The sequence below is a fragment of the Pyrobaculum islandicum DSM 4184 genome, assembly GCF_000015205.1.
Taxonomy (GTDB): Archaea; Thermoproteota; Thermoprotei; order Thermoproteales; family Thermoproteaceae; genus Pyrobaculum; species Pyrobaculum islandicum.
In genome coordinates this window covers 268,036-288,627 of the sequence record NC_008701.1, presented here as the reverse complement: position 1 = coordinate 288,627, position 20,592 = coordinate 268,036, and the positions used below count along the sequence as shown (strand labels likewise).

20 protein-coding genes and 1 pseudogene are annotated in these 20,592 nt (G+C 49.9%); 10 read left to right on the top strand and 11 right to left on the bottom strand.

Features of this window, described 5'->3' with window-relative positions:
* The first annotated feature begins 20 nt into the window (after nt 1–20).
* Both PISL_RS01495 and PISL_RS01490 read left to right on the top strand, forming a co-directional pair.
* Nucleotides 21–224: a hypothetical protein gene (locus tag PISL_RS01495; RefSeq protein WP_209320001.1), complete on the top strand. Its 204-nt coding sequence runs from the start codon at nt 21–23 to the stop codon at nt 222–224.
* 68 nt (nt 225–292) lie between these two features.
* A complete protein-coding gene (locus PISL_RS01490) occupies nt 293–1,555 on the top strand; it encodes a zinc ribbon domain-containing protein (protein ID WP_011762044.1) in 1,263 nt (420 codons plus the stop codon).
* Between the two features lie 164 nt (nt 1,556–1,719).
* On the opposite strand, the gene PISL_RS01485 is transcribed toward PISL_RS01490, so the two are convergent.
* The 3 genes from PISL_RS01485 to PISL_RS01475 are packed head-to-tail and all read right to left on the bottom strand — an operon-like array spanning nt 1,720 to nt 4,201.
* On the bottom strand, nt 1,720–2,490 hold the full coding sequence (locus tag PISL_RS01485) for an ABC transporter permease (RefSeq protein ID WP_011762043.1): 771 nt from the start codon (nt 2,488–2,490) through the stop codon (nt 1,720–1,722).
* Entirely contained in the window at nt 2,487–3,218 is a 732-nt protein-coding gene (locus PISL_RS01480; protein ID WP_011762042.1) for an ABC transporter permease, read from the bottom strand. Before PISL_RS01480 ends, PISL_RS01485 begins: the two co-directional genes overlap by 4 nt.
* Entirely contained in the window at nt 3,215–4,201 is a 987-nt protein-coding gene (locus PISL_RS01475; protein ID WP_053240255.1) for an ABC transporter ATP-binding protein, read from the bottom strand. The genes PISL_RS01480 and PISL_RS01475 overlap by 4 nt, the downstream gene beginning before the upstream one ends.
* 84 nt (nt 4,202–4,285) lie before the next feature.
* Between PISL_RS01475 and PISL_RS01470 the strand changes: the two genes are divergently transcribed.
* Nucleotides 4,286–4,828 carry a DUF998 domain-containing protein gene (locus PISL_RS01470; protein WP_011762040.1) on the top strand — a complete coding sequence of 181 codons (543 nt, stop codon included), beginning with the start codon at nt 4,286–4,288 and terminating at the stop codon, nt 4,826–4,828.
* Nucleotides 4,800–5,096, top strand: coding sequence for a hypothetical protein (locus PISL_RS01465; RefSeq protein ID WP_011762039.1), 297 nt, complete (start codon nt 4,800–4,802; stop codon nt 5,094–5,096). The genes PISL_RS01470 and PISL_RS01465 overlap by 29 nt, the downstream gene beginning before the upstream one ends.
* 270 nt (nt 5,097–5,366) lie before the next feature.
* Here the strand turns inward: PISL_RS01465 and PISL_RS01460 are convergent.
* The 8 genes and pseudogenes from PISL_RS01460 to PISL_RS01430 form a co-directional block, all read right to left on the bottom strand.
* Nucleotides 5,367–5,729, bottom strand: a pseudogene (locus PISL_RS01460) (transposase family protein); the annotation flags it as partial.
* 792 nt (nt 5,730–6,521) lie between these two features.
* A complete protein-coding gene (gene argH, locus PISL_RS01455; protein ID WP_011762037.1) occupies nt 6,522–7,811 on the bottom strand; it encodes an argininosuccinate lyase in 1,290 nt (429 codons plus the stop codon).
* An 11-nt stretch (nt 7,812–7,822) separates the two neighbouring features.
* A complete protein-coding gene (locus tag PISL_RS10495; protein ID WP_167827596.1) occupies nt 7,823–7,981 on the bottom strand; it encodes a hypothetical protein in 159 nt (52 codons plus the stop codon).
* Nucleotides 7,982–8,038: 57 nt separating this feature from the next.
* Nucleotides 8,039–9,241: an argininosuccinate synthase gene (locus PISL_RS01450; RefSeq protein ID WP_167827706.1), complete on the bottom strand. Its 1,203-nt coding sequence runs from the start codon at nt 9,239–9,241 to the stop codon at nt 8,039–8,041.
* Entirely contained in the window at nt 9,242–9,427 is a 186-nt protein-coding gene (locus PISL_RS01445; protein WP_011762034.1) for an alpha-aminoadipate/glutamate carrier protein LysW, read from the bottom strand.
* A gap of 69 nt (nt 9,428–9,496) precedes the next feature.
* Nucleotides 9,497–10,282 (bottom strand): [LysW]-aminoadipate/[LysW]-glutamate kinase, encoded by a 786-nt coding sequence (locus PISL_RS01440; protein WP_011762033.1) that lies wholly within the window; start codon nt 10,280–10,282, stop codon nt 9,497–9,499.
* The gene (gene argC / locus PISL_RS01435) at nt 10,279–11,337 is read right to left on the bottom strand and encodes an N-acetyl-gamma-glutamyl-phosphate reductase (RefSeq protein WP_011762032.1); all 1,059 of its coding nucleotides are present in this window, start codon (nt 11,335–11,337) and stop codon (nt 10,279–10,281) included. Before argC ends, PISL_RS01440 begins: the two co-directional genes overlap by 4 nt.
* A complete protein-coding gene (locus PISL_RS01430) occupies nt 11,334–12,011 on the bottom strand; it encodes a hypothetical protein (protein WP_245218417.1) in 678 nt (225 codons plus the stop codon). The genes argC and PISL_RS01430 overlap by 4 nt, the downstream gene beginning before the upstream one ends.
* Before the next feature lie 327 nt (nt 12,012–12,338).
* Between PISL_RS01430 and thrC the strand changes: the two genes are divergently transcribed.
* From thrC to PISL_RS01400, 6 genes are all read left to right on the top strand, one after another.
* The gene (gene thrC / locus PISL_RS01425; RefSeq protein ID WP_245218416.1) at nt 12,339–13,334 is read left to right on the top strand and encodes a threonine synthase; all 996 of its coding nucleotides are present in this window, start codon (nt 12,339–12,341) and stop codon (nt 13,332–13,334) included.
* Entirely contained in the window at nt 13,331–14,338 is a 1,008-nt protein-coding gene (locus PISL_RS01420) for an amino acid kinase family protein (protein WP_011762029.1), read from the top strand. Before thrC ends, PISL_RS01420 begins: the two co-directional genes overlap by 4 nt.
* Nucleotides 14,326–15,342 carry an aspartate-semialdehyde dehydrogenase gene (gene asd / locus PISL_RS01415; protein WP_011762028.1) on the top strand — a complete coding sequence of 339 codons (1,017 nt, stop codon included), beginning with the start codon at nt 14,326–14,328 and terminating at the stop codon, nt 15,340–15,342. The genes PISL_RS01420 and asd overlap by 13 nt, the downstream gene beginning before the upstream one ends.
* Before the next feature lie 28 nt (nt 15,343–15,370).
* Complete coding sequence (locus tag PISL_RS01410; RefSeq protein WP_011762027.1) at nt 15,371–16,282, top strand: homoserine dehydrogenase; 912 nt, start codon at nt 15,371–15,373, stop codon at nt 16,280–16,282.
* Nucleotides 16,283–16,368: 86 nt separating this feature from the next.
* Nucleotides 16,369–18,372: an acetate--CoA ligase gene (gene acs / locus PISL_RS01405; protein WP_011762026.1), complete on the top strand. Its 2,004-nt coding sequence runs from the start codon at nt 16,369–16,371 to the stop codon at nt 18,370–18,372.
* Nucleotides 18,369–20,435, top strand: a complete 2,067-nt coding sequence (locus PISL_RS01400; RefSeq protein WP_011762025.1) for an MFS transporter — start codon at nt 18,369–18,371, stop codon at nt 20,433–20,435. The genes acs and PISL_RS01400 overlap by 4 nt, the downstream gene beginning before the upstream one ends.
* The last annotated feature ends 157 nt before the right edge of the window (nt 20,436–20,592 follow it).

The following is a 20,592-nucleotide window of genomic DNA, read 5'->3' as shown; positions in this document are numbered from 1 at the left end:
TGGTTGCGTTGTTTAGAGGTGTGGGTGGGTTAAGAAACGGGTTTGCGGCGGTTTTCGCCGTGAGTGTCGCCAACGCCGCGGTGGGTATCGCCAGTATGGACAACGCGAGGGTCGGCAAGTTGCTTACGACGGCAACAGCCCTAGTGGCGGCGAAGGTCAACAACATGGCCGGCACGCGTCTCTCAACGCCGCCTTTACGACGGCGCCGTGGGTTTGTCTTGTAAAACTTTTGGCCTGCCCCCATGCGCCTTTTATAACCAACAGAGATTTCAGCCCCACCACATACAAGGCCATGTACGCATACAGAACGCTGAGGATAGAGATACCTTGGCGCCTCGTCGAGGAGCGGCCAGACGTCCTAGACCTAGTGACGAGGATGCACCTAGCGGCGGAGGAGTACGCCAGAAGGCTGTTGAAGGAGATTGCGGGGCAAGAGGAGCCCAAGCTCGCGCCGGAGGAGCTAGACCGCTTGCTTACTCCCGACAGGCGCGAGTTGGCGCGCCGGATTATCGATGAGGTATTTCTCCAATATGGGCTTGGGAAGGCTTTTGTGGATTATGCCAAGTTCCTCTGGCGTGATACAGTGTTTCAACGGGCAGTTCCGTTGAACACCCAGTTAAGAACCGAAAACGAAAGAGACACAGGTAAGACAGTCTTCGTCGACCTCAAGAGTGGCGTCCTCAAAGTGCGGAAGTTGGGCATACCGCCGTTTGTTGTAAAATTGAAGAAGAGCGACATCTCTTGGATCAAAAGGCGGTTGGAGGAAGGTGCCAAGTTGAAACTGGCGTTTCTCGGCGTTGAGAAGAGAAATGGTGAGAAGGATCCTACTTACGGCGGCCTGTATATTGTTCTCGTATTCGCTAGAGAGGTGACGCAAATAGAGCCCAGGGCTATTGTCGTCGTAGACGTAAACCGCCTTGACCACTACATAAAGGTTGGGTTGGTTGTTGACGGCAGAGTTGTGGAGTTGCAGAAGTTCCCCAAGAGGGGGCGGATACGGAAGCTTGAGAAGGTCCATGTACACATAAGCCGGCTTAGTAGAGCTCTTGCACGTGTGGACGAGGACAGAGACCCACGCAAAGCGTTAGACCTCCAGAGACAACTGTGGAAGCTTAAGACGAAGCGCTATGGCATAATCCGAGACATCGTTATAAACGCTACGCGTGAGATTATAAAGCTGGCCAGAGAGCGCCAAGCCGCGATCGTAGTAGATACAATAGAGGACGACACCTACCGGGAGTTGAAGGAGAGGAACTGGAGTGGAGAGAAGAAGCACCTCCTCGACGGTCTCGGCCAGCTGAGGAGACGCCTACAGGCGCTCGCGCAGTGGTACGGACTGCCGTATTTGGAGGAGCGACTGTATTCGACCATCTGCCCGAAATGCAACGCTAAGATGGTTGAGGAAAACGGCCGCTTTATGCGTTGTCCCGCCTGCGGCTTCGGGGCACATAGAGACAACGTGCCCATGATATGGGCAGAGAAGAGATACCAAGAGCTGATAGAGAAGACAAAACAACCCACTTTTTCGGCGGCCGCCACATTTTTAACTTCGTAAGTTTTCTTGTTTCATGAACGACGTCTGGCCCCGGGGCGGCAGACGGGGGCGCGAAGACAGATGCAAAATAAACAACTAGCGGCCATCCCCCGGGTGACCCGCCCCCTCGCCCCGGTGTACCCGGGGCGGGCCCTTGAGTCCCCCAGGGAGGGGCCAAGAGAGAGTTAGGGGGACAAGCTATAGCGTTTTATAGCTCTAAAGTATATAACAGCGGCGGCAATAGAGGGGACAAGCATGAGAGTAGCTAGGGCGTAAATAGTCGGATCGCCCCTCCCCCTAGCTGCGTAGTTCCACAGAAGTATAGGCGCTGTTATAAAACCTGGGCTTGTGGTAAACGCCGTTTTTATATATGTATCAAATGAATTTACAAAAACTATAAGAAATGTCGCAATAAACGCCGGCATTAATATAGGTAGGATTACAAACGCCACAGTCTTCATCTCAGAGGCGCCTAATATTCTCGATGCTTCAACAACGCTTTTTCCAACATAGGCTATGTAAGGCGTTAATAAGACGTGGGCCATGGGCAGCGTATAAGCTAGGTGTGCTAGAAAAACGCCGACAGGTCCGAAAAGATCTACGCCGACGTAAGTCTTCACAAGCCATAGAGCCGCTGCAAAAGCCAAGGCTTCAGAAATCTCAGGCATAACTACAGCGCCTTGGGAAATTGCGAGATATTTATCACTTCTAAGAACATATGCCATAAATACCCCGAGTAAAGTCGCCACGAGAGAGACAGCTAGAGCTATGACAAAACTGTTAAATAATGCTTGCCACGCTTGCTCCCACTGGAAAAGCGCCAAATACCACTTGTATGTAAACCCACCCCATATATACGGCAGTTTACTATCGTTAAAAGACAACGCCACTATAAGAGCCACCGGGATGTACAACATGGCGATTAAAGCCCAAGTGTATATCCGGAGTATCTTCATAGGGAGAAAGAGCGGATTGTCTTAACCACTACGTAAGTAGCTAGAAGCGAAAGCGCTGTTAAAACCAATGACAGCACGCCACCGCTAAATATGTCTCTTGCCTTAAAGTAGAGGTCCCATATATAGCTGCCAAAGGTATACACTTTCCAAGCGCCTAATACAGCTGGCATGATGACCTCTCCCATTGCAAATAAAAACACTAGTATAAACGCAGCGACAACTCCAGGCATTGTAAGTGGCAGTTCAACTCTAAAGAAAGCTTGTAGTCTTGACGCGCCTAGAACCCTGGCGGCATATACAGGCGTTTCACTGAGTTTTTCAATAGCTGCATATAACGTTAGCAACGCATATGGCAGATATTCATAAACCATGCCAATTAATACGCCAAGGGGGGAGCCCCAGAGGGCGATGCCAGAAAATTTCTCAACTATGGCAAAGAGCACAAGAAGAGAATACGCTTTGAGAAGCGTACCGACCCAAAGTGGCGCTGTTATAAGCGCAAACTCCAACTCTGACCCCCTCTTTGCTAAATAATAGGCTGCTGGATATGCCAGACCTATGGAGATAACTGCGGTAGAAACCGCCAGGAGAAACGTAGTTATCACCATAGAGAGGGAGGGGAGTTTTAAAGAGCCCCCTTCGGAGATATAGTAGCCAAAGGCGAGGAAGGGGGTGTAGAAAAGTAGAATTACGGAGGCAAAAGCGACAAGGGCTATTTTCTTAATCATTCTCCGACAATATAGACATCTTTGGCGTCAAAACCAAATTCCACCACATCGCCTATAGACACGGGAGTTTCTAAATCTACATAAGCCTTAAACACGTGACTATCGCTCTGAATCTCTACCTTGAGATAATGCCAGAGAAATGTGACATCTATAACCTGGCCTTTGAATTTATACGTTGTGGCGCCGCCGATAACTACGTCCTCTGGCCGTATAACGACGTAGCCGCCGGAGGATATACCGACTGCAGAGGCGGGAAGTATATTAGCCTCGCCAAAAAACTCGGCAACAAACCTATTCCTAGGCCTTTTATAAAGCTCAAATGGCTTCCCCACTTGTATAATCTCGCCGTCTTTTATTAATGCGACTCTATCTCCAATTTCAACAGCCTCGTATCTGTCATGTGTCACATATATAATTGTAAAGCCCAGCCTATTGTGAAGAATTTTCAACTCCTCAAGAAGTTGGTTTTTTATATCTAGATCTATATGGCTAAAGGGCTCGTCGAGTAAAAGCACCTCCGGCTCTACCACCAACGCCCTGGCTAAAGCCACCCTCTGCTGTTGGCCTCCAGACAGCTCGTGTACCCGCCTTTTTTCAAAAAGCGACGGCTCGAGACGGACGAGCTCCAAAGCCCATCTAACCCGCCTCCTAATTTCACTCTCTGGAAGCTTCCTCAGCCTTAGCCCAAAAGCTACATTTTCAAAAACATCTAGATGCGGAAAAAGGGCTAGGTCTTGGAAAAGCATAGAAACCCCCCGTTTATCCGGCGGGAGATCTGTGACATCTCTCCCACCTATATACACCCTACCTCTTGCCAGGGGGATGAGCCCAGCCACAGCCCTAAGAAGCGTAGATTTACCAGAGCCAGACGGGCCGAGGAGAACCACGCTTTCGCCAGCTTCGATAAATAAGTCGACGCCCTTTAGAGCTAGAAAATTGCCGTATCTCACAGCTACGTCTTTAAGCTCAACCGAAAGCCCCACGCGATTTTGCAAAAACACAATTTAAAAACTAACGCCGATATCACTATACCTGCAATACTTATTAATATCTAAAAACTTTTTTCTATGCTCGGCAAAATACTTTTAGTATTAGGTTCTTTACAGTTTATAGTTGTAATGTTAATTGCAGAACAGCTCTACCCCGGCTACAACCCAATGTATAACTACATCAGCGACCTAGGAGCTTTAAAAGCGCCGACATCCACACTTTTTAACACAAGCGTCATTCTCCTCGGCCTATTAGGTCTTGCCGCGGCTACACTCCTCAGAAAAGAACTCGGCTCCTTAGGAGCTGCAATACTCGCAATTGCAGCCATGGGGGCGGTGGGAGTTGGGATATTCCCAGAGGACTACGGCACTCCCCACGGAGTGTCTGCATTAATTGCGTTTCTCTTCGGCGCAATAACTGTCATAATTATGGGGTTTAGAAAAGGCGGGATTTATAAATTACTAGGCATAGCGATGGGAGCCATATCGCTGGTCGCTCTCATGTTGTTCATACCTAGAACCCAAACTCCGCTTGGAATAGGCGGGTTAGAGAGACTAATAGTATACCCAGTGTTGCTGTATTTCATAAGATATGGCCTCAGTAGACAAAAAACTCGTTAAAGTAGTCGCCGCTATACCCACCGGACATAAACATTTAAGGATGGCCTTGTTTTTTGACAGCGGCGACGTGATTGTCCTTACAGAAGCTCTCGCGGCGGGCATAGCGAGGGCATATATAGACATAGTAACACACCCGACTAGAAGAGGCGTTGTCCTCTGTGTTAAAGAAATCGACGGAAAACCAGGCTATGCCAAAATCCAGCTGGTAGAATGTGGAGGAGAAGAAGATGCAATAAGAGAAATAGATACACTAATAAGAAACGTATAGCAACGTCCCCTACCTCTCTTTATTTTCCCGACAGCAAAACACGTCAAGACTCTCTCGGTGAGATTTTTCGTTCACATTTTCTCGACGGAGTTATCCTCGCGTCTCCCTACCTCTCTCTTGGCCCCTCCCTGGGGGACTTGGGGGCCCGTCTCGGGTGTGCCGGGGCGAGGGGGCGGGTCATACGGGGGACGTCTGCCAACCGTTTATATCGCAACAGTTTGGCGCCCCCGTCTGCCGCCCCAGGGGCCAGACGCTGTTCGTAAGAAGTAGTTACGAGGTTAAAAGTTTGATGGTCGCAAGGGTAGAAAAAGTGGGTTGTTTTGTCTTCTGGAGTAGTTCCCAGTACCTATTCTCTGCCCATGTCATGGGGACGTTGTCTCTATGTGCCTTGAAGCCACAGGCGCACTTCATAACGCGGTTTTCTACCTCCACTATCTTTGTGCCACGCTTCGGACAGATGGTCGAATACAACCTCTCTTCCAGATACAGAAGACCGTGCCACTGAGTCAGCTTCTTCAATCTCCTCCTCAGCTGGCCGAGGCCGTCGAGGAGATGTTTCTTCTCTCCCCTCCAACTATCCTCCTTGAGCTCTCGGTACGCGTCGTCCTCCATCGCGTCAACCACGACGGCGGCTGTATTCAACAGTCTGTCTCCGTTGCGAAGCCAAGATGGCAGAGGAGAAAAACCGCATAATGCGTCGTCTAACATGCGGCTTCTCGGACTACAGAGACAACATCCCCTTGATATGGGACAAAAAGTGCCACTGGGAGCTTCTTCAGAAACAACCCGCTTCTCCACCCCGAACCACCCCACTTTTAAAATCGTAAGCCCTTTCGCCCATGGGCCAACCGGCCTTGGGGATCCGGCCGGCTGTTGCGCCTGTCGAGCCCGTCCGCCCAGGCACAGCCGGATCCCCATGTCCGGGGCCACGGCTCCGGGCGCGCCCCGAGCTCCCCGGGGAAGGCCAGTGAAAGAACAGGGGAGCAAACCCGCATGTCTTCTTCTCGCTTTTCTTCTACGACGGTGACTCGCCTATGTACAAGCTCAGAGACGTCGTCTGTCGGTTGCTCGTCCTTGGCTTGTCGCCGGGCTCGACTACATGGGCGCTCGGCATTTCGCGCCACACGGTATACAAATGTACGCGGACGTGTAGAGGGCATCCAAAACAAGAAAAGTCGTCGCCGTGATTTATCCAATTGCCTCGCGGCAACGAAATTAACTCCTAATTCAACTGCTACGTTGAGGAAGTCGTTTAGTGTACACATCGGGTGCCAGAAGTTAAAGGCGTAGTACAAACAATCTCTGGACGTATAAAGCTATAAGGTCAAGAGAGTTGACTCGCTTCAAGAGTTAAGTAAGTAGTAATAATTATTCTTGTTGAAATAGGAACTGAAAAGAGTTGAAAAGTTTGTATAAAAGGAATTGCTAGAGTGGTTTTTCTCTGCAGAATACAAGCCGTGTTGAGGCGGCTTTTTTTACCTCTTCTGGGTTTGCCGAGCCGCGGGTTGGCCTCTGGAGGGCCTCCTCTATCGACATAAGTCTTGCCGTCCCCTCTTTGATTTCTTTTGCGAGTTGGAAGTAGGCCTTGCGGAAGGGCACACCGCTTAGAGCTATTGTCTCTGCGGTGTCTGAAGACGTGGAGTGGTATCTTTCGGCATCTTCTCTAGCCTTGACGCAGTTAAACGACATTTTTTCTAGAAAGTCTATAAATATCTCTACGCCTTCAGTCGCCATATTTAACACGGCCCAGAGGTGTCTCGTGGCCTCTTGCAAGTCTAAACTGTAGCCCAGCCCAATTTTCATAACTACGGCGTTGAGCGCTGTGAGATGGCCGAGGGCCTCTGCGGCTCTGGCTCTAAACACCTCTAGTGTCACTAAATTTCTCTTGTGCGGCATTATACTACTCGTCGAGACGTGACTGTCTGGAGCCGCCACATACCCCACGAGGGGGCTGTTCCACCTAATTAAGTCGTCTACGGTACGTGACAGCTCTGTTAGAAAAGATACGACAGCCGAGGCTAGGGCTAGGGCGAAAAAGCGGCTTCCAGAGGCGTACAAGGCGTTTTCTACAACATCTTCAAAACCGGCTAGTTTGGCGAGTCTCTCGCGGTCTATGGGCGTCCTTGTGCCTCCCGCCGGTCCTGCTCCAAGCGGCGATCTTTTGAGGAGTTTTTCAACGGCTTTTAAAACGTGGAGGAATTCAGCCGCCAGCTCGTCTACAGCTAAGAGGTAGTGTCCAAAGGTTATGGCTTGTGCAGGCTGGAAGTGGGTGAAGCTTGGCATGGCGCAGTCTGCATACTCTAGCGCCTTTTTGGCAAGGATACATCTCATCTTCTCCACATTTTTTCTAAGCGCGCTGGCTTTTCTAAGGGCGGCTAGCCTAATAGCCGCAGCGACGTGGTCATTACGAGAGCGGCCTAATCCAACCCACCCCGCGGTCTCTTCCCCAAGCCGGTCTATCAGCCATTTTTCAAGAGCCTCGTGTATATCTTCAAACTCGCTACTTAACAACTGCTCTGGAGTCGCCTCTTTAAGCGTTTTTAAAATGGCGTCTGCCGCCTCTTTAGGCATGATGCCGACCTCAGCCAGATGTTTGACATGTGCCTCCATCACCTTTATGACTTCCTCCGCTATTTCTACGTCGTCTTTAATACTCGACGTATATCTCTTTATCAACTCTCCCTCTTCGCCAATCCAAGACCTGTAAAAAGACATGATAGAAAGAACTATGTTGGTATTTCTAGTCTTTCTGTTAGAAGCTCGACGCCGCATTTTGGACAGCAGTAGGTTACAACTACATATCTCTTAGTCTGGTTCTTCCGACCGCATTCTACCGGCTTTACAGGTCTTTTGCAGTTGGGACATACTACTGTTCTTTGCCCCATCGCCCCTAGAAAAATATACAATATAAAACCTTATCTCAGATATATAGACTATATTCCTTAGAGCTTGTTCTGTCTCTTCCTAAGGGCAGTCAGCGAGTGGAGACTCCATATCTCGATGAATCCTCTAGCTTCTTCGTCGCTGGGGTACCACCCGGCGCTGTAGTCAGCAAGCTCCTTGCTGTAGCCGCCGTATGGCGAGTCGCGGCCCACGATTTGTACAGAGCCCTTATAGAGCTTAACTCTCACCTCCCCTGTGGCCCATCTTTCCATCTCTTTTGCGGCTTTTTCAAGTGCGTTACGGAGTGGCTCTACCCATAAGCCTTGGTACACTAAGTCGGCCCACTGGGGGTCTAGGACGTGGTGTTTAAACCTAAGTTCCCGCGGCGTCAGTACGAGCTTTTCTAAGTCTCTATGGGCGTGGAATAATATCACGGCGGCGGGTGCCTCGTAGACTTCTCTGCTTTTGAAGCCGACGAGCCTATTTTCGATATGGTCTATACGCCCCACTCCGTGGGCTCCGCCTATGTGGTTCAGAGTTGTAACGAGAGATACCATGTCCATCTTCTCCCCGTTTATTGAGGTTGGTATGCCGTTTTTAAAACCTATGGTAATATAGACAGGCTCTTGTGGCGCCTTTTCAGGGGAGACAGTCCATTTGAAGGCGTCTTCTCCTGGCTCGGCCATGGGGTCGTCTAGAGGCCCTCCTTCGATAGACCGGCTCCATAAGTTGTCGTCAATACTATACTTCTTGTGCTCCTCGCTGATGGGTAAGCCGTGTCTCCTGGCGTATTCAATTTCCTCAGCCCGCGTCATACCCCATATTCTCGCAGGGGCGATGATCTTTAGGTCTGGCGCAAGGGCTTTGACAGTTACGTCAAACCTCACTTGGTCGTTGCCCTTGCTAGTAGAGCCGTGGGCTATGGCATCTGCACCAACTCTCCGCGCCACATCTACCGCCTTAGCTGCAATTAGAGGTCTGGCAAGAGCAGTGCCCAAGGGGTACAGCCCTTCGTACATGCCGTTCATCAGGATGGCACGTGTTATATACTCTTCGGCAAATTCTCTCTTGGCATCTATATAGAAGTGTTGAGTAGCCCCCGCCTTATAGGCGCGCTCCTCAATTTTTGTAAAATCCTCCTCTTGGCCTACGTCAACAGTTACTGTATATATCTCGGCGTTAAATTTCTCCTTAAGCCACCTAATAGCTACGGTGGTGTCGAGGCCGCCGGAGTAGGCGAGGACTATCTTACTCGCCCCGATTTACTCGCCATAGTCTTCCACATCGCCTTTAAATTCCTCTAGCGACACAGCGCCTCCCTTGATTCTAACGATATATCTCGCGCCGCAGGTGGGACAACTAGTTATTTCGCCATCCATAACATCCTCTGGTAGTTCAAACTCTGTCCCACAGACGTTGCATTTTACCACTAGTTTTTGTGTCGCCATGATCAGTAAGACTTAACTAGTATATAAATTTTTCTCCATAACATGTTCTTTATAAACTTTTATAAATTACTACAAGTTTTTTACAATATGAGTCCCAGATCCGTTAAGCGCAACGTCTATTGGGTTTTCCACAAGGCCGTTGGAAATTACAACCTCTATGCCGCTCTTTGCAGCTTCTGCAGCCATAAGCAATTTCCTCTTCATACCTCCCCTCACCTCTTCGCTTTTTACCAACTCCTCCGCCTCCTCTGCCGTTAGGTGAGGCACAACTCTCCCGCCTATTATAAGGCCGTCGACGTCGCTTAGTAAAACCAACTGCCTGGCGCCAACTGCCTTTGCCACATCAAAGGCGAGTTGATCTCCATCTACGTTGAGAAGCTCGCCCTTTTCTGACACCGCTATGGGAGAAAGCACTTTTAGAGGCGGCGGCTTAAGTCTATCGGCAGCTATATGGACTACCCTCCCCACATACCCCCCGTCTACAACTCTCTGCCTCCCCCTCTCGTCTACTATAAGAACTTTTTCTTTCCGCTTCGCTCTTACAACGCCGAGATCAGCCCCAGTGAGACCAAGCGCTTCTACGCCAAGCGCGTGTAGAGAAGCGACAATCTGTTTATTTATCCAAGACATAGCCATTACAAAAACCTTAAGCGTCTCCAAGTCTGTATAACGGCTGGTTAAACCCCCGGGGTGAGTTAAAAACTTCGGCTCTATCCCAAGTCTCTTTAACATCTCATTTACTAAACAACCTCCCCCGTGAACTATTATGGCTCTATCTGCATATTTAGGCAAGTTCTGTATTACTTTAGAGACGTCTTTACAAACTACTGAGCCGCCGACTTTTATAACAATCATAGCGGAGCTATAGGTATTTGTCTCAATCCCTCGTCCTCTGGAAAGCCCATAGCTATATTAAACGCCTGTACAGCTTGTCCAGCCGCGCCACGTACTAAGTTGTCAATTGCGGCAAATGTGACCACTCTATTCAGCCGTGGGTCTAATTCAAAGCCGAGATCTACTATATTTGTGCCAAGTACATACTTCACATTGGGATACCTCGAGATGCCCAGCCTATCTTTCACAATCCGTATAAATTTCGAATCGCCATATAGAGCTCTGTAGTATCTCCACATATCTGTCTCGCTTGGAAGTTTTTCAACATATACATGGCCTGTTGTAAATATGCCACGTACTATATCGACGGCATGTGGCGTAAAGGCGATACGCACCTTTCTGCCCGCAAGTCTTGTGAGCTCTTGTTCTATCTCAGCGATGTGGCGGTGGTGGACAGGTTCGTAAGGCCTAACGACGTAAGTCCTAAAGCTGTGGAGATCTACAACCGACCCCTCAGCGCCGGCTCCGCTAGATCCTATCTTGGCGTCTACCACAGGAGGTGTGTCGCTTAACAAGCCGAATTTTGCCAGAGGCGCCAACATTAGAATTGAAGCAGTCGCCATACATCCCGGTACAGCCACTAGCTTAGCACCGACGAGTTCGTCGCGGTGTAGCTCAGGTTGGCCGTAGACGGCCTTCTGGAGGAGGTCGGGATATGGGTGGGGCTGCGGCCATTTGTACCACTCAACGTAGGCGTTGGGATCTTTAAGCCGGAAGTCGGCGCTTAGGTCAAAGACGGCCACCCCCGACTCGTAGAGCTTGGGCACCCACTTCACTGACTCGCCGTGGGGAAGCGCGAGGAAGACCACGTCGGCTTTCAGCGCTACGTCTATGGAGGGCTCTACAAACTTCAGCTGGGTGAAGCCCCTGAGGTTAGGGTGGACCCTATATACATACTCCCCTTTGAACCTCCTAGAGGTGGCGCAGACGATCTCTACTCCTCTGTGTTGTAACAATATGCGTAAAAGCTCGCCGCCGGTAAAACCAGAGGCCCCAACGATACAGACCTTCTTCATATCAATTCGGCCACCAAGGCGGCCTCTTCTTTAGTCTCTAGAGGTGGCACGGGGTCTATATCTACTACATATAACTTCCCGCCATAGTCTCCAAGTGTTATCTTGGCGTAGAAAAGCCCTAGATGTGATAAAATATCTTCCGCCAGGCCAGACGCATGTTTTATAGTCGCAAATATTGACACAAGCCGGTGCGGCTTGGGGATAACCACCGAGACTTTGGCAAGCGGATTCCGCATATACATCCTATGTTCTATCACGCTTTTCGCTCCCTCGACGCTGGTAACACTTCCATCTAAGGCTAGTTTCCACGCCGTCAAAAGAACCCACGGCCTCTCGATCTCCACCTTCTCTACAGAGAAGTCGGATAAAACTACGGCATATGGAGGTCCAAACTTGGGGAGCCAAGACAGCCTGTTTAAAGCCGCGATAATACCACTGGGCGGGTTTATACTATGTTCTGCTAAAGAGCCATATACGACGGCGGCGTATGGGTTCTTTATTCTCAAAAACGCCACCCCTGGGATCCTATGTAGAGGGGTCTCGGAGATATTTACAATAACTGTATTAAATCCTCTAGAGGTAAGCGCATCTGCTATATATCTTTCAGAAACTGTGGGCGAGTCTGTGAGTAAATAAATCGCCCCACTTTCCCCTCTGGCCCCAGATCCATACACGCCACATAAGCCCACTATATAAATCTTTTCTTCACTCTTTGGAATATATTCTCTCTATCTCATGCCTACTTCCCGAGTGTCATATACTATATCAACAGGGCTAAGGCGGAGTTGCGGGGGTGTTATGTCTTCGCCTATATAGAAAAGATTATAAAGAGCTGTTTTCTAAATCGCTATGGAGGGGATTTCGGGGACAGTTCATATCTCAGGTGTGTAAACTGCGGGGCTGTATACGCGTCGAACTTTAGGCTATATAGATGTCCAAAATGCGGGGGACTTCTCGACGTAGTTGTCCGCGATAAATACTGGGCTCCAAAAGGCAGAGGTGTGTGGCGCTATGCCTCAATGTTGCCGCTTAAAAACGGCGTTTCGCTCGGCGAGGGCATGACCCCCCTTGTGAAATCAAACCTAGGCGAAAACTTATACATCAAGTTCGAGGGGGCGAACCCCACGGGTAGTTTTAAAGACAGAGGTATGGCCCTTGGCGTTACTATAGCTAAAGAAAGTGGCGCGTCTAAAGTCGTTGTAGCCTCTACTGGAAATACGGCAGCATCTGCGGCAGCGTATGCCGCAAGAGCTGGGTTAAAGTGTTATGTTGTTTTGCCCAGGGGCAATGTGGCTAGAGGCAAGTTGATACAAGCGGCGTTACACGGCGCAGAGCTTGTAATGGTAAGCGGGTTGTTTGATAAAGCTTTGGAATATGTAGTGACCTACGGCACAAAATATGCATATCCCCTCAACAGCTTTAACCCCTGGAGGTTAGAAGGTCAGAAAACCCTCGCCTTTGAGATATATGAAGAGCTGGGCTGTCCAGACTATGTAATTGTGCCTGTTGGAAATGCTGGAAATATTTCAGCAATCTGGAAAGGCTTTAAAGAACTGGGAGAGCTCGGCTTATGTAAAAAGCTCCCGAAGATGGTCGGAGTACAAGCAGAAGGCGCCGCCCCCTTGGCAACGGCGTGGCAAAAAGGTTTAAAAACCCCCTTCTTTATCGACGAGCCAGAGACTGTGGCTACGGCTATTAAAATTGGAAAGCCTATCAATTGGCCTAAGGCTATGGCCGCAGTGAGAGAGTCAGAGGGCTTTTTCACAACTGTGTCAGACGGCGAGATTTTAAAAGCCCAGAAGTTGCTAGCGTCAAAAGACGGAGTAGGCTCTGAGCCCGCCGGCGCGGCTTCTGTAGCCGCCGCGCTTAAATTAAAGTTAAGCGGGACTGTAGTCGCCGTGGTGACAGGACATGCACTTAAGGACCCAGATGTGGTAGAAATAAATGCAAAAGAGGTGAGAAACGCGGAGGAGTTGGTTGAATTATTGGAAAGATGAAGCCAGTTGTAAAAATTGGGGGCTCGTTATTAAGAACAGCCGGAGACTTCCTTAAAGCTGCCGAGTTTATCTCTCTGTTTAAAGAACCCCCCGTCGTCGTCGTATCGGCAATAAAGGGAGTCACAGACATGTTACTAGAGTTGGAAAAGACCAGAAGTTACCTACTCTATGAGGAGATTCTACATAAACATCTGGCGGTTGCTAGACTTTTGGGCGTAGAGGAGAAAATTACGCCGATGTTAAAAGAGCTGGAAGAGGCGCTTAAGCTACCCCGGGCTGAGTGGACAGCTGACTATTTCGCGTCGTTTGGAGAAAGACTCTCGGCAACAATACTATATGCAGTATGTGAAAAGAAGGGGATCCCAGCCAAGCTTTTCATAGCCCCCATAAGGACAAATAGTAGATTTGGCAACGCAGAGCCTCTACAACTTGAGCAAAAGGAAGAAATTGCCGATGGTAATACAGTGGCTGTGGTTACCGGATTTATAGGTAGAGACGGCGAGGGTAGATATACAACAGTTGGGCGGGGCGGGAGTGATTACACTGCGACATACATTGGTAAAGAGATAGGAGCGAGAAAGGTCTCGCTTGTGACAGACGCCCCTGGCGTAATGACGGCAGATCCCAAGGAGGTGGAAGACGCCGAGGTGTTGCCGCTGATGTCTATACAAGAGGCTATAGAGGCGGCTAAAGCTGGCGCCAAAAACTTCCACCCACGTACATTTATACCAGTAATTGAGGCGGATATGTCGGTAGAAGTTAGAAGTTATAACAGCAGAGGGACTCTTATTAGCAATATCTATTCGCCGCCGCCCTATAAGATAGTTATTAGATGCGGACAGGGCAGTTGTGTCATAGGGCTAGCGGCATACGAGTTGACAAAACTAGGCGGTGTACCTCTTGGCGCATACAGTATAAAAATAGATATCCCGCCGCGTCAAGCACATGAATACCTAATTAAACCATATATAAAACACATCAAGAGTTATATATGGACCGCTTAAAGGTATATATTTTGGGTGCAACAGGTCTAGTGGGACAAAGGTATGTACAACTATTGGCTAAACACCCTTGGTTTGAAATTGTTGGCCTAGCGGCTTCGGAAAAAAACGCAGGCAAAACCCTGGCGCAGACCGGGTGGGTGTTAGAAGAGCCGCCGCCTCCCCACATCGCCGAGATGAAAATAGAGAGATTAGACGTAGAAAAGATACCACGTGTCGATTTTGTATTCTCGGCGTTGCCAAGCGAAGTAGCCGCTAAAGTAGAGCCGCAACTCGCCACCAGAGGGCACATGGTATTATCAAACGCCAGCAACATGCGTATGGATCCCGACGTGCCGTTAGTAGTACCTGAGATAAACCCCGAGGACGTATCTCTCCTAGAGAGACAGAGGGTTGAGAGAGGCTGGAGCGGCGGCGTGGTGAAGAAACCCAACTGTACAACCACCATACTCAACCTCCCCCTAAAGCCTATTCTAGACGAGTGGGGCATAGAGAGAATACACGTAGTGACTATGCAAGCTCTCAGCGGCGCAGGATACAGCGGAGTGCCCAGCGTGGCGATAGTAGATAACCTAATACCATATATAAGAGGCGAGGAAGAGAAAGTCGCAGCAGAGACCAAGAAGATACTCAAGACAGATTTCGAGATATATGTAACTACTACGCGCGTCCCCATTTTAGACGGCCATACCGAGGTGGTGTATGTAGATACAAGAAAAGATTTTGACCCAACTGCGGTGGCCGACGCTCTTGCCAAATTCAAGGGGCTCCCCCAGGAACTTAAGCTACCCACAGCCCCCGAGAGACCTATAGAGGTGAGACCTCAGATAGACAGACCACAGCCGCGGTTAGACCGGTGGGCTGGCGGCGGCATGGCGGTCGTGGTTGGGAGAATTAGGAAGTTGGCTCCGCGAAAACTTGCGTTTGTTGTACTAGGCCATAACACAGTGAGGGGGGCCGCCGGCAACTCTATATTGACGGCAGAGCTTTTGGTAAAAATGCGATAAGTTTTAAAAAGAGAGGTCAACCCGCCTTATGATCCTATTGTTTGGATTCGGAGGGGTCGGTAGGACATATGCAGAACTGCTCTATGAACGAACTGACGTAAGAATTGTGGCTGTGTTTGACAGCGGAGGCGGGACGTTGAAAAAAGGCGGTTTTACGTCTGCTGAGATAAAGAAACTGCTCAACGCGCCGAGAGGAAAAGTTTCACAAGTTTTTGGAAAACCAGCTTCTATAGACGAAGCGCTTGAAGAGGCCGAAGTAGTTGTTGACGTCTCTCCGCCAAATTACGTCACTGGACAGCCCGCCGTGGATCTTTACCGGAAGGCTCTCGCCTCTGGAAAAGCCGTAGTTACAGCTAACAAAGCCCCCTTGGCGTTGTATTTCGACGAGTTTGAAGGGAAGCCCATATATTATAAGGCAACAGTCATGGCGGGAACCCCCCTCCTCGATTTAATTTCCGGCCTATTGCCTCAGAAGGTGTTAAAAATCAGAGCTATTTTAAACGGCAGCACTAACTATATATTGACAAGAGTATATAAAGACGGGATTTCAGACCAAGAAGCGCTGGAAGAGGCTAAGAAGATGGGTATCCTAGAGCCAGACCCAGCCTTAGACCTCGGCGGGCTTGACGTAGCGGCTAAACTTACGATAATCCTAAATACATTAGGCATCTCGACTAGACTAAGTGATGTAAATAGAAAGCCTTTGGCATTTCTAGGGCCTATAACAAAGTACTTAGCCATATGGGAGAGTGGAAAAGCTGTTGTAGAGCCAGTGAGATTAAGCCCTGACGACCTTTTAGCTAGAGTAGATTATACTTTTAACGCTGTAGAGATTACAACAGAGGTAAATACGATATTTATCTCTGGCAAGGGGGCGGGGAGGAGAGAGACGGCATTTGTCTTAATAAATGACACACTTAAAGCTTTGAAAAAATCATAATTATAATTTACAATAGTTTTAAATTAGAATAGATGATTTTATATAATTTTGAGTTATGTTTTTAAAGAAGTCAAATTTTTTGCCGTATGCACCAAGTGTTGAAAGAAGAATTGCCATTCAACGAATATGTAATAAATGAGAGGTGGAAGAGCAGATTAATAGACATAAATGCGTATAAAGCTCTTCATACAAAATCGCTTGAACAGCTAGAGGAATTCTGGGCATCTATAGCTAGAGAACTGGAGTGGTTCAAGCCCTGGGACAAAGTGCTTGATGCTTCAAACCCGCCGTTTTATAAGTGGTTTGTAGGCGGGAAATTAAATCTCTCTTACTTGGCCTTAGATAGACATGTAAAAACATGGCGTAAAAACAAGTTAGCTATTGAATGGGAGGGAGAGCCTGTTGACGAAAATGGGAACCCTACAGAACAACGTAAATTGACATATTTTGATCTCTATAGAGAGGTAAATAGAGCGGCTTATATGTTAAAACACAACTTTGGAATTAGAAAGGGCGATCGTATTACGCTGTATATGCCGATGATTCCAGAGCTCCCCATTGTAATGCTCGCCGCCTGGAGAATAGGCGCTGTCACAAGCGTCGTATTTTCAGGATTCTCTGCCGAGGCTTTGGCAGAGAGAATAAACGATTCACAATCTAGAATTGTAGTAACAGTAGACGGCTTCTGGAGACGTGGAAAGGTGATAAGACTAAAGGAAATAGTTGACCAAGCCTTAGAAAAGGTAGGTACCGTAGAAAACGTCATTGTATATAGGAGACTTGGCTTAAAAGATGTGCCAATGACAGAGGGTAGAGACTACTGGTGGCATAAGGTAATGGAGGGTATAAAAGCCAACGCATATGTTGAGCCAGAGCCTTTAGAAAGTGAACACCCCTCGTTTATTTTATACACATCCGGAACAACAGGAAAGCCGAAGGGCATAGTCCACGACACTGGCGGTTGGGCGGTACATGTATATGCAACAATGAAGTGGGTATTTGACCTAAGAGAAGAAGATATCTACTGGTGTACTGCAGATATCGGGTGGGTCACAGGCCATTCCTACGTTGTGCTAGGGCCGTTAATGATAGGCGCTACTCAGGTCATATATGAAGGCGCTCCCGATTATCCACAGCCAGACCGCTGGTGGGCTATAATAGAGAGATACGGCGTGACGATACTCTACACGTCGCCAACCGCCATACGTATGTTCATGCGCTACGGCGAGGAATGGCCCAGGCGCCACGACTTATCGACCCTGAGGATTATACACTCGGTTGGCGAGCCCATAAACCCCGAGGCCTGGCGGTGGGCCTACAAGGTGCTCGGCAACGAAAACGTGGCCATGGCCTCCACATGGTGGATGACGGAGACAGGCGGTATTGTTATATCTCACACACCCGGCCTCTATTTAATACCCATGAAGCCCGGCACCAACGGTCTGCCACTCCCCGGCTTCGACGTAGATGTGTTTGACGACAACGGCAAGCCGGCGCCCCCAGGCGTGAGAGGGTACCTCGTCATAAAGAGGCCGTGGCCTGGCATGCTCCACGGCATATGGGGCGACCCCGATCGCTACATAAAGACCTACTGGTCTAAGTTTCCCGGCGTCTTCTACGCAGGCGACTACGCAATAAAAGACCAAGACGGCTACATTTGGGTCCTCGGCAGGGCAGACGAGGTGATAAAAGTCGCCGGCCACCGTCTCGGCACATACGAGCTCGAGTCCGCCCTGGTGTCGCACCCCACAGTGGCTGAGGCAGCTGTGGTGGGCGTGCCCGACCCCATCAAGGGCGAGGTGCCCATAGCTTTCGTAGTGCTGAAGCAAGGCGTAATGCCTAGCGACGAGCTAAGGAAAGAGCTTAGAGACCACGTGAGGAAGACCATAGGCCCCGTGGCGGAGCCTGCCCACATATTCTTTGTGACGAAGCTCCCCAAGACCCGCTCAGGTAAGATAATGCGCCGCCTCCTAAAGGCAGTCGCCACAGGCGCGCCACTGGGAGACACCACTACCTTGGAGGACGAGACGTCTGTTGAGGAGGCAAAGAAGGCCTATGAAGAGCTGAGGAGAGAGATCGCTAGAGGATGACCACGGTATATACCTTCCGTCAACTAGTATCAGTCGCCGGCATATCGTGGCTCGGGGCCTTTTTGGAGTGGCTAGACTTCTACACCTTTGCAACACTGGCGCCTCTCATATCCGGAAAGTTTTTCCCATCTAAGGACCCAATTGCCGCTTTGCTCTCTACATTTGTAGCGCTCGCCATAGGCTTTCTGTTTAGGCCGCTGGGCGCTATCTTGTTTGGCAAAATAGGCGACCAATACGGCCGTAAAATAGCATTTACTCTAGCTATGACTCTGATGTTGGTAGGAACGCTGGGCATAGGCCTACTGCCCACCTACGACCAGATCGGTATACTGGCATCAATCGGCGTCTTTGTTCTTAGAATAATCCAGGGTCTTGCGTTGGGCGGAGGCTTCGGCGCTGCCCTAGTCTATCTAGGCGAGTTCGCCCCTGAACACAGAAGGGGCTTCATAACTGGTTTCCTCTTCACAACAGCGCCGGCTGGCATGGGCACCGCGGCGTTGCTTCAAGTCATCATAGCCTCTATGGTGGGCAAAGAGGCCTTTAGCCAGTGGGGCTGGCGTCTAAACTTCATCGTGGCAGGCGTCGTAGTGTTTGTGGTTGCCCTCGTGATTCACTTCTTCTACAAGGAAACCCCCATCTTCTCTATGCTCAAGGCTGTGAGAAGGGTGACTTCGGCGCCTGTGAGAGAGGTGTTCTCCGGTAAATACTTGCCGTTTGTGTTGCTCGCATGGATAGGCGTGGTAGGGGCACATGGCCCAGTTTGGTATACAAATCAACTGTTCAATAGCTACTACGTATCGACCTTCCAAAAATACGTCGATAGCTCAACCGCGAACGCGTTACTATCTACAGCCACATACGCCGCCTTGTGGATGTATCCGCTCTTTGGCTACCTATCTGACAAGATTGGGAGAAAGCCCATACTGTTGCTAGGTATCTTCGGCAACGCCCTGTGGTTCCCCATCGCGTTTTGGCTAATAGACAAGGTGGGGCCACAGAAGGATCTAACCGCAATGTGGCTCCTCTTCTGGAGCATGACCCTCTTCAACGGCATTGGATACAGCGGCGCCATGTCCGCATACCTCCTCGAGCTATTTCCCGCCAGAATTAGGCTTTCCGCTGTCTCGCTGTCCTATAACCTGGGCTACGGCGTAACCGGCGGGCTGACCCCAACGATAATAACCGCCCTATATCAAGCTACACACAACATATACCTGTCCACAATACTCTGGTCTACCTTGGTCCCCGTGCTCATGGGCCTTGTGCTTCTGTTCAAGGGCTGGGAGACATTAGGCACGCGCATTTGGGCTGAGCTCGCCGCTGGCAAATTCGCCAAGAAGGCCGTGGTGCTTCCGCCCACCGCGCCGATTAGAGCGGCTACACAGAAGATGGCCGAAGGCGTGAGAGCTGTAGTAATAGCCGCCTCAAAGCCTGTGGGGGTCTTCGGCAGGAGACAGCTAATAAGAGCTCTGGCGTCTGGCGCAACGCCGGAGGCCGAAGTAGGCAGATTCGCAACCCGCGTAGACTGCGTCAGCGAGGACGCCCCGCTGACTGAGGTATTCGCCGCAATGGAGAAATACGGCGTTAGAGACGTCCCCATATGTAAAGGAGACGAGGTGGTGGGCATAATAGAGGCCCGCGAGCTACTCAACGAGGCTCTAGCCCTCAGGAGTATAGTCAACAAGAAGAAGGCCTTGAACGTAAGCGCCGGCGATGCCGTGGCTAGAGACCCCATCACCGTGCCGCCGAGCGCGACGCTACGCGACGTATTGAAAATCATGGCCGAGAAAAACATAGGCTTCGTCCCCGTGGTTGAAGACGGGAGACTCGTAGGCGGTATCTCAGAGAGCGACTTTGTACAAATACTGCTGAACAACACCCCGCTGGACACGCCGGTGGAGAAGGTAATGAGGCGCCAGCTTATCACAATTGAAAAGACAAGGCCGGTGAAAGAGGCCGCGGAGCTCATGGTGAAACACAACATTAGACATCTGCCGGTGGTAGAAGACGGCAGAGTCGTCGGAGTCCTCTCGGTACGCGACCTCCTAAAGGCGGTCGCCTAAACTCCAATTTTTTGTAAAAGGCCCAATCTTTTCGTTTGTCCGTCTGTCCCTAGGCGCCTTCTCCTCGCCCACGCCAACACGGGCATCCATAATATCTCGGGCGCGGGGGTCACCGGGCATAGGGGACAACGGCACAGCCCCTCCCAGCCTAGGGCTT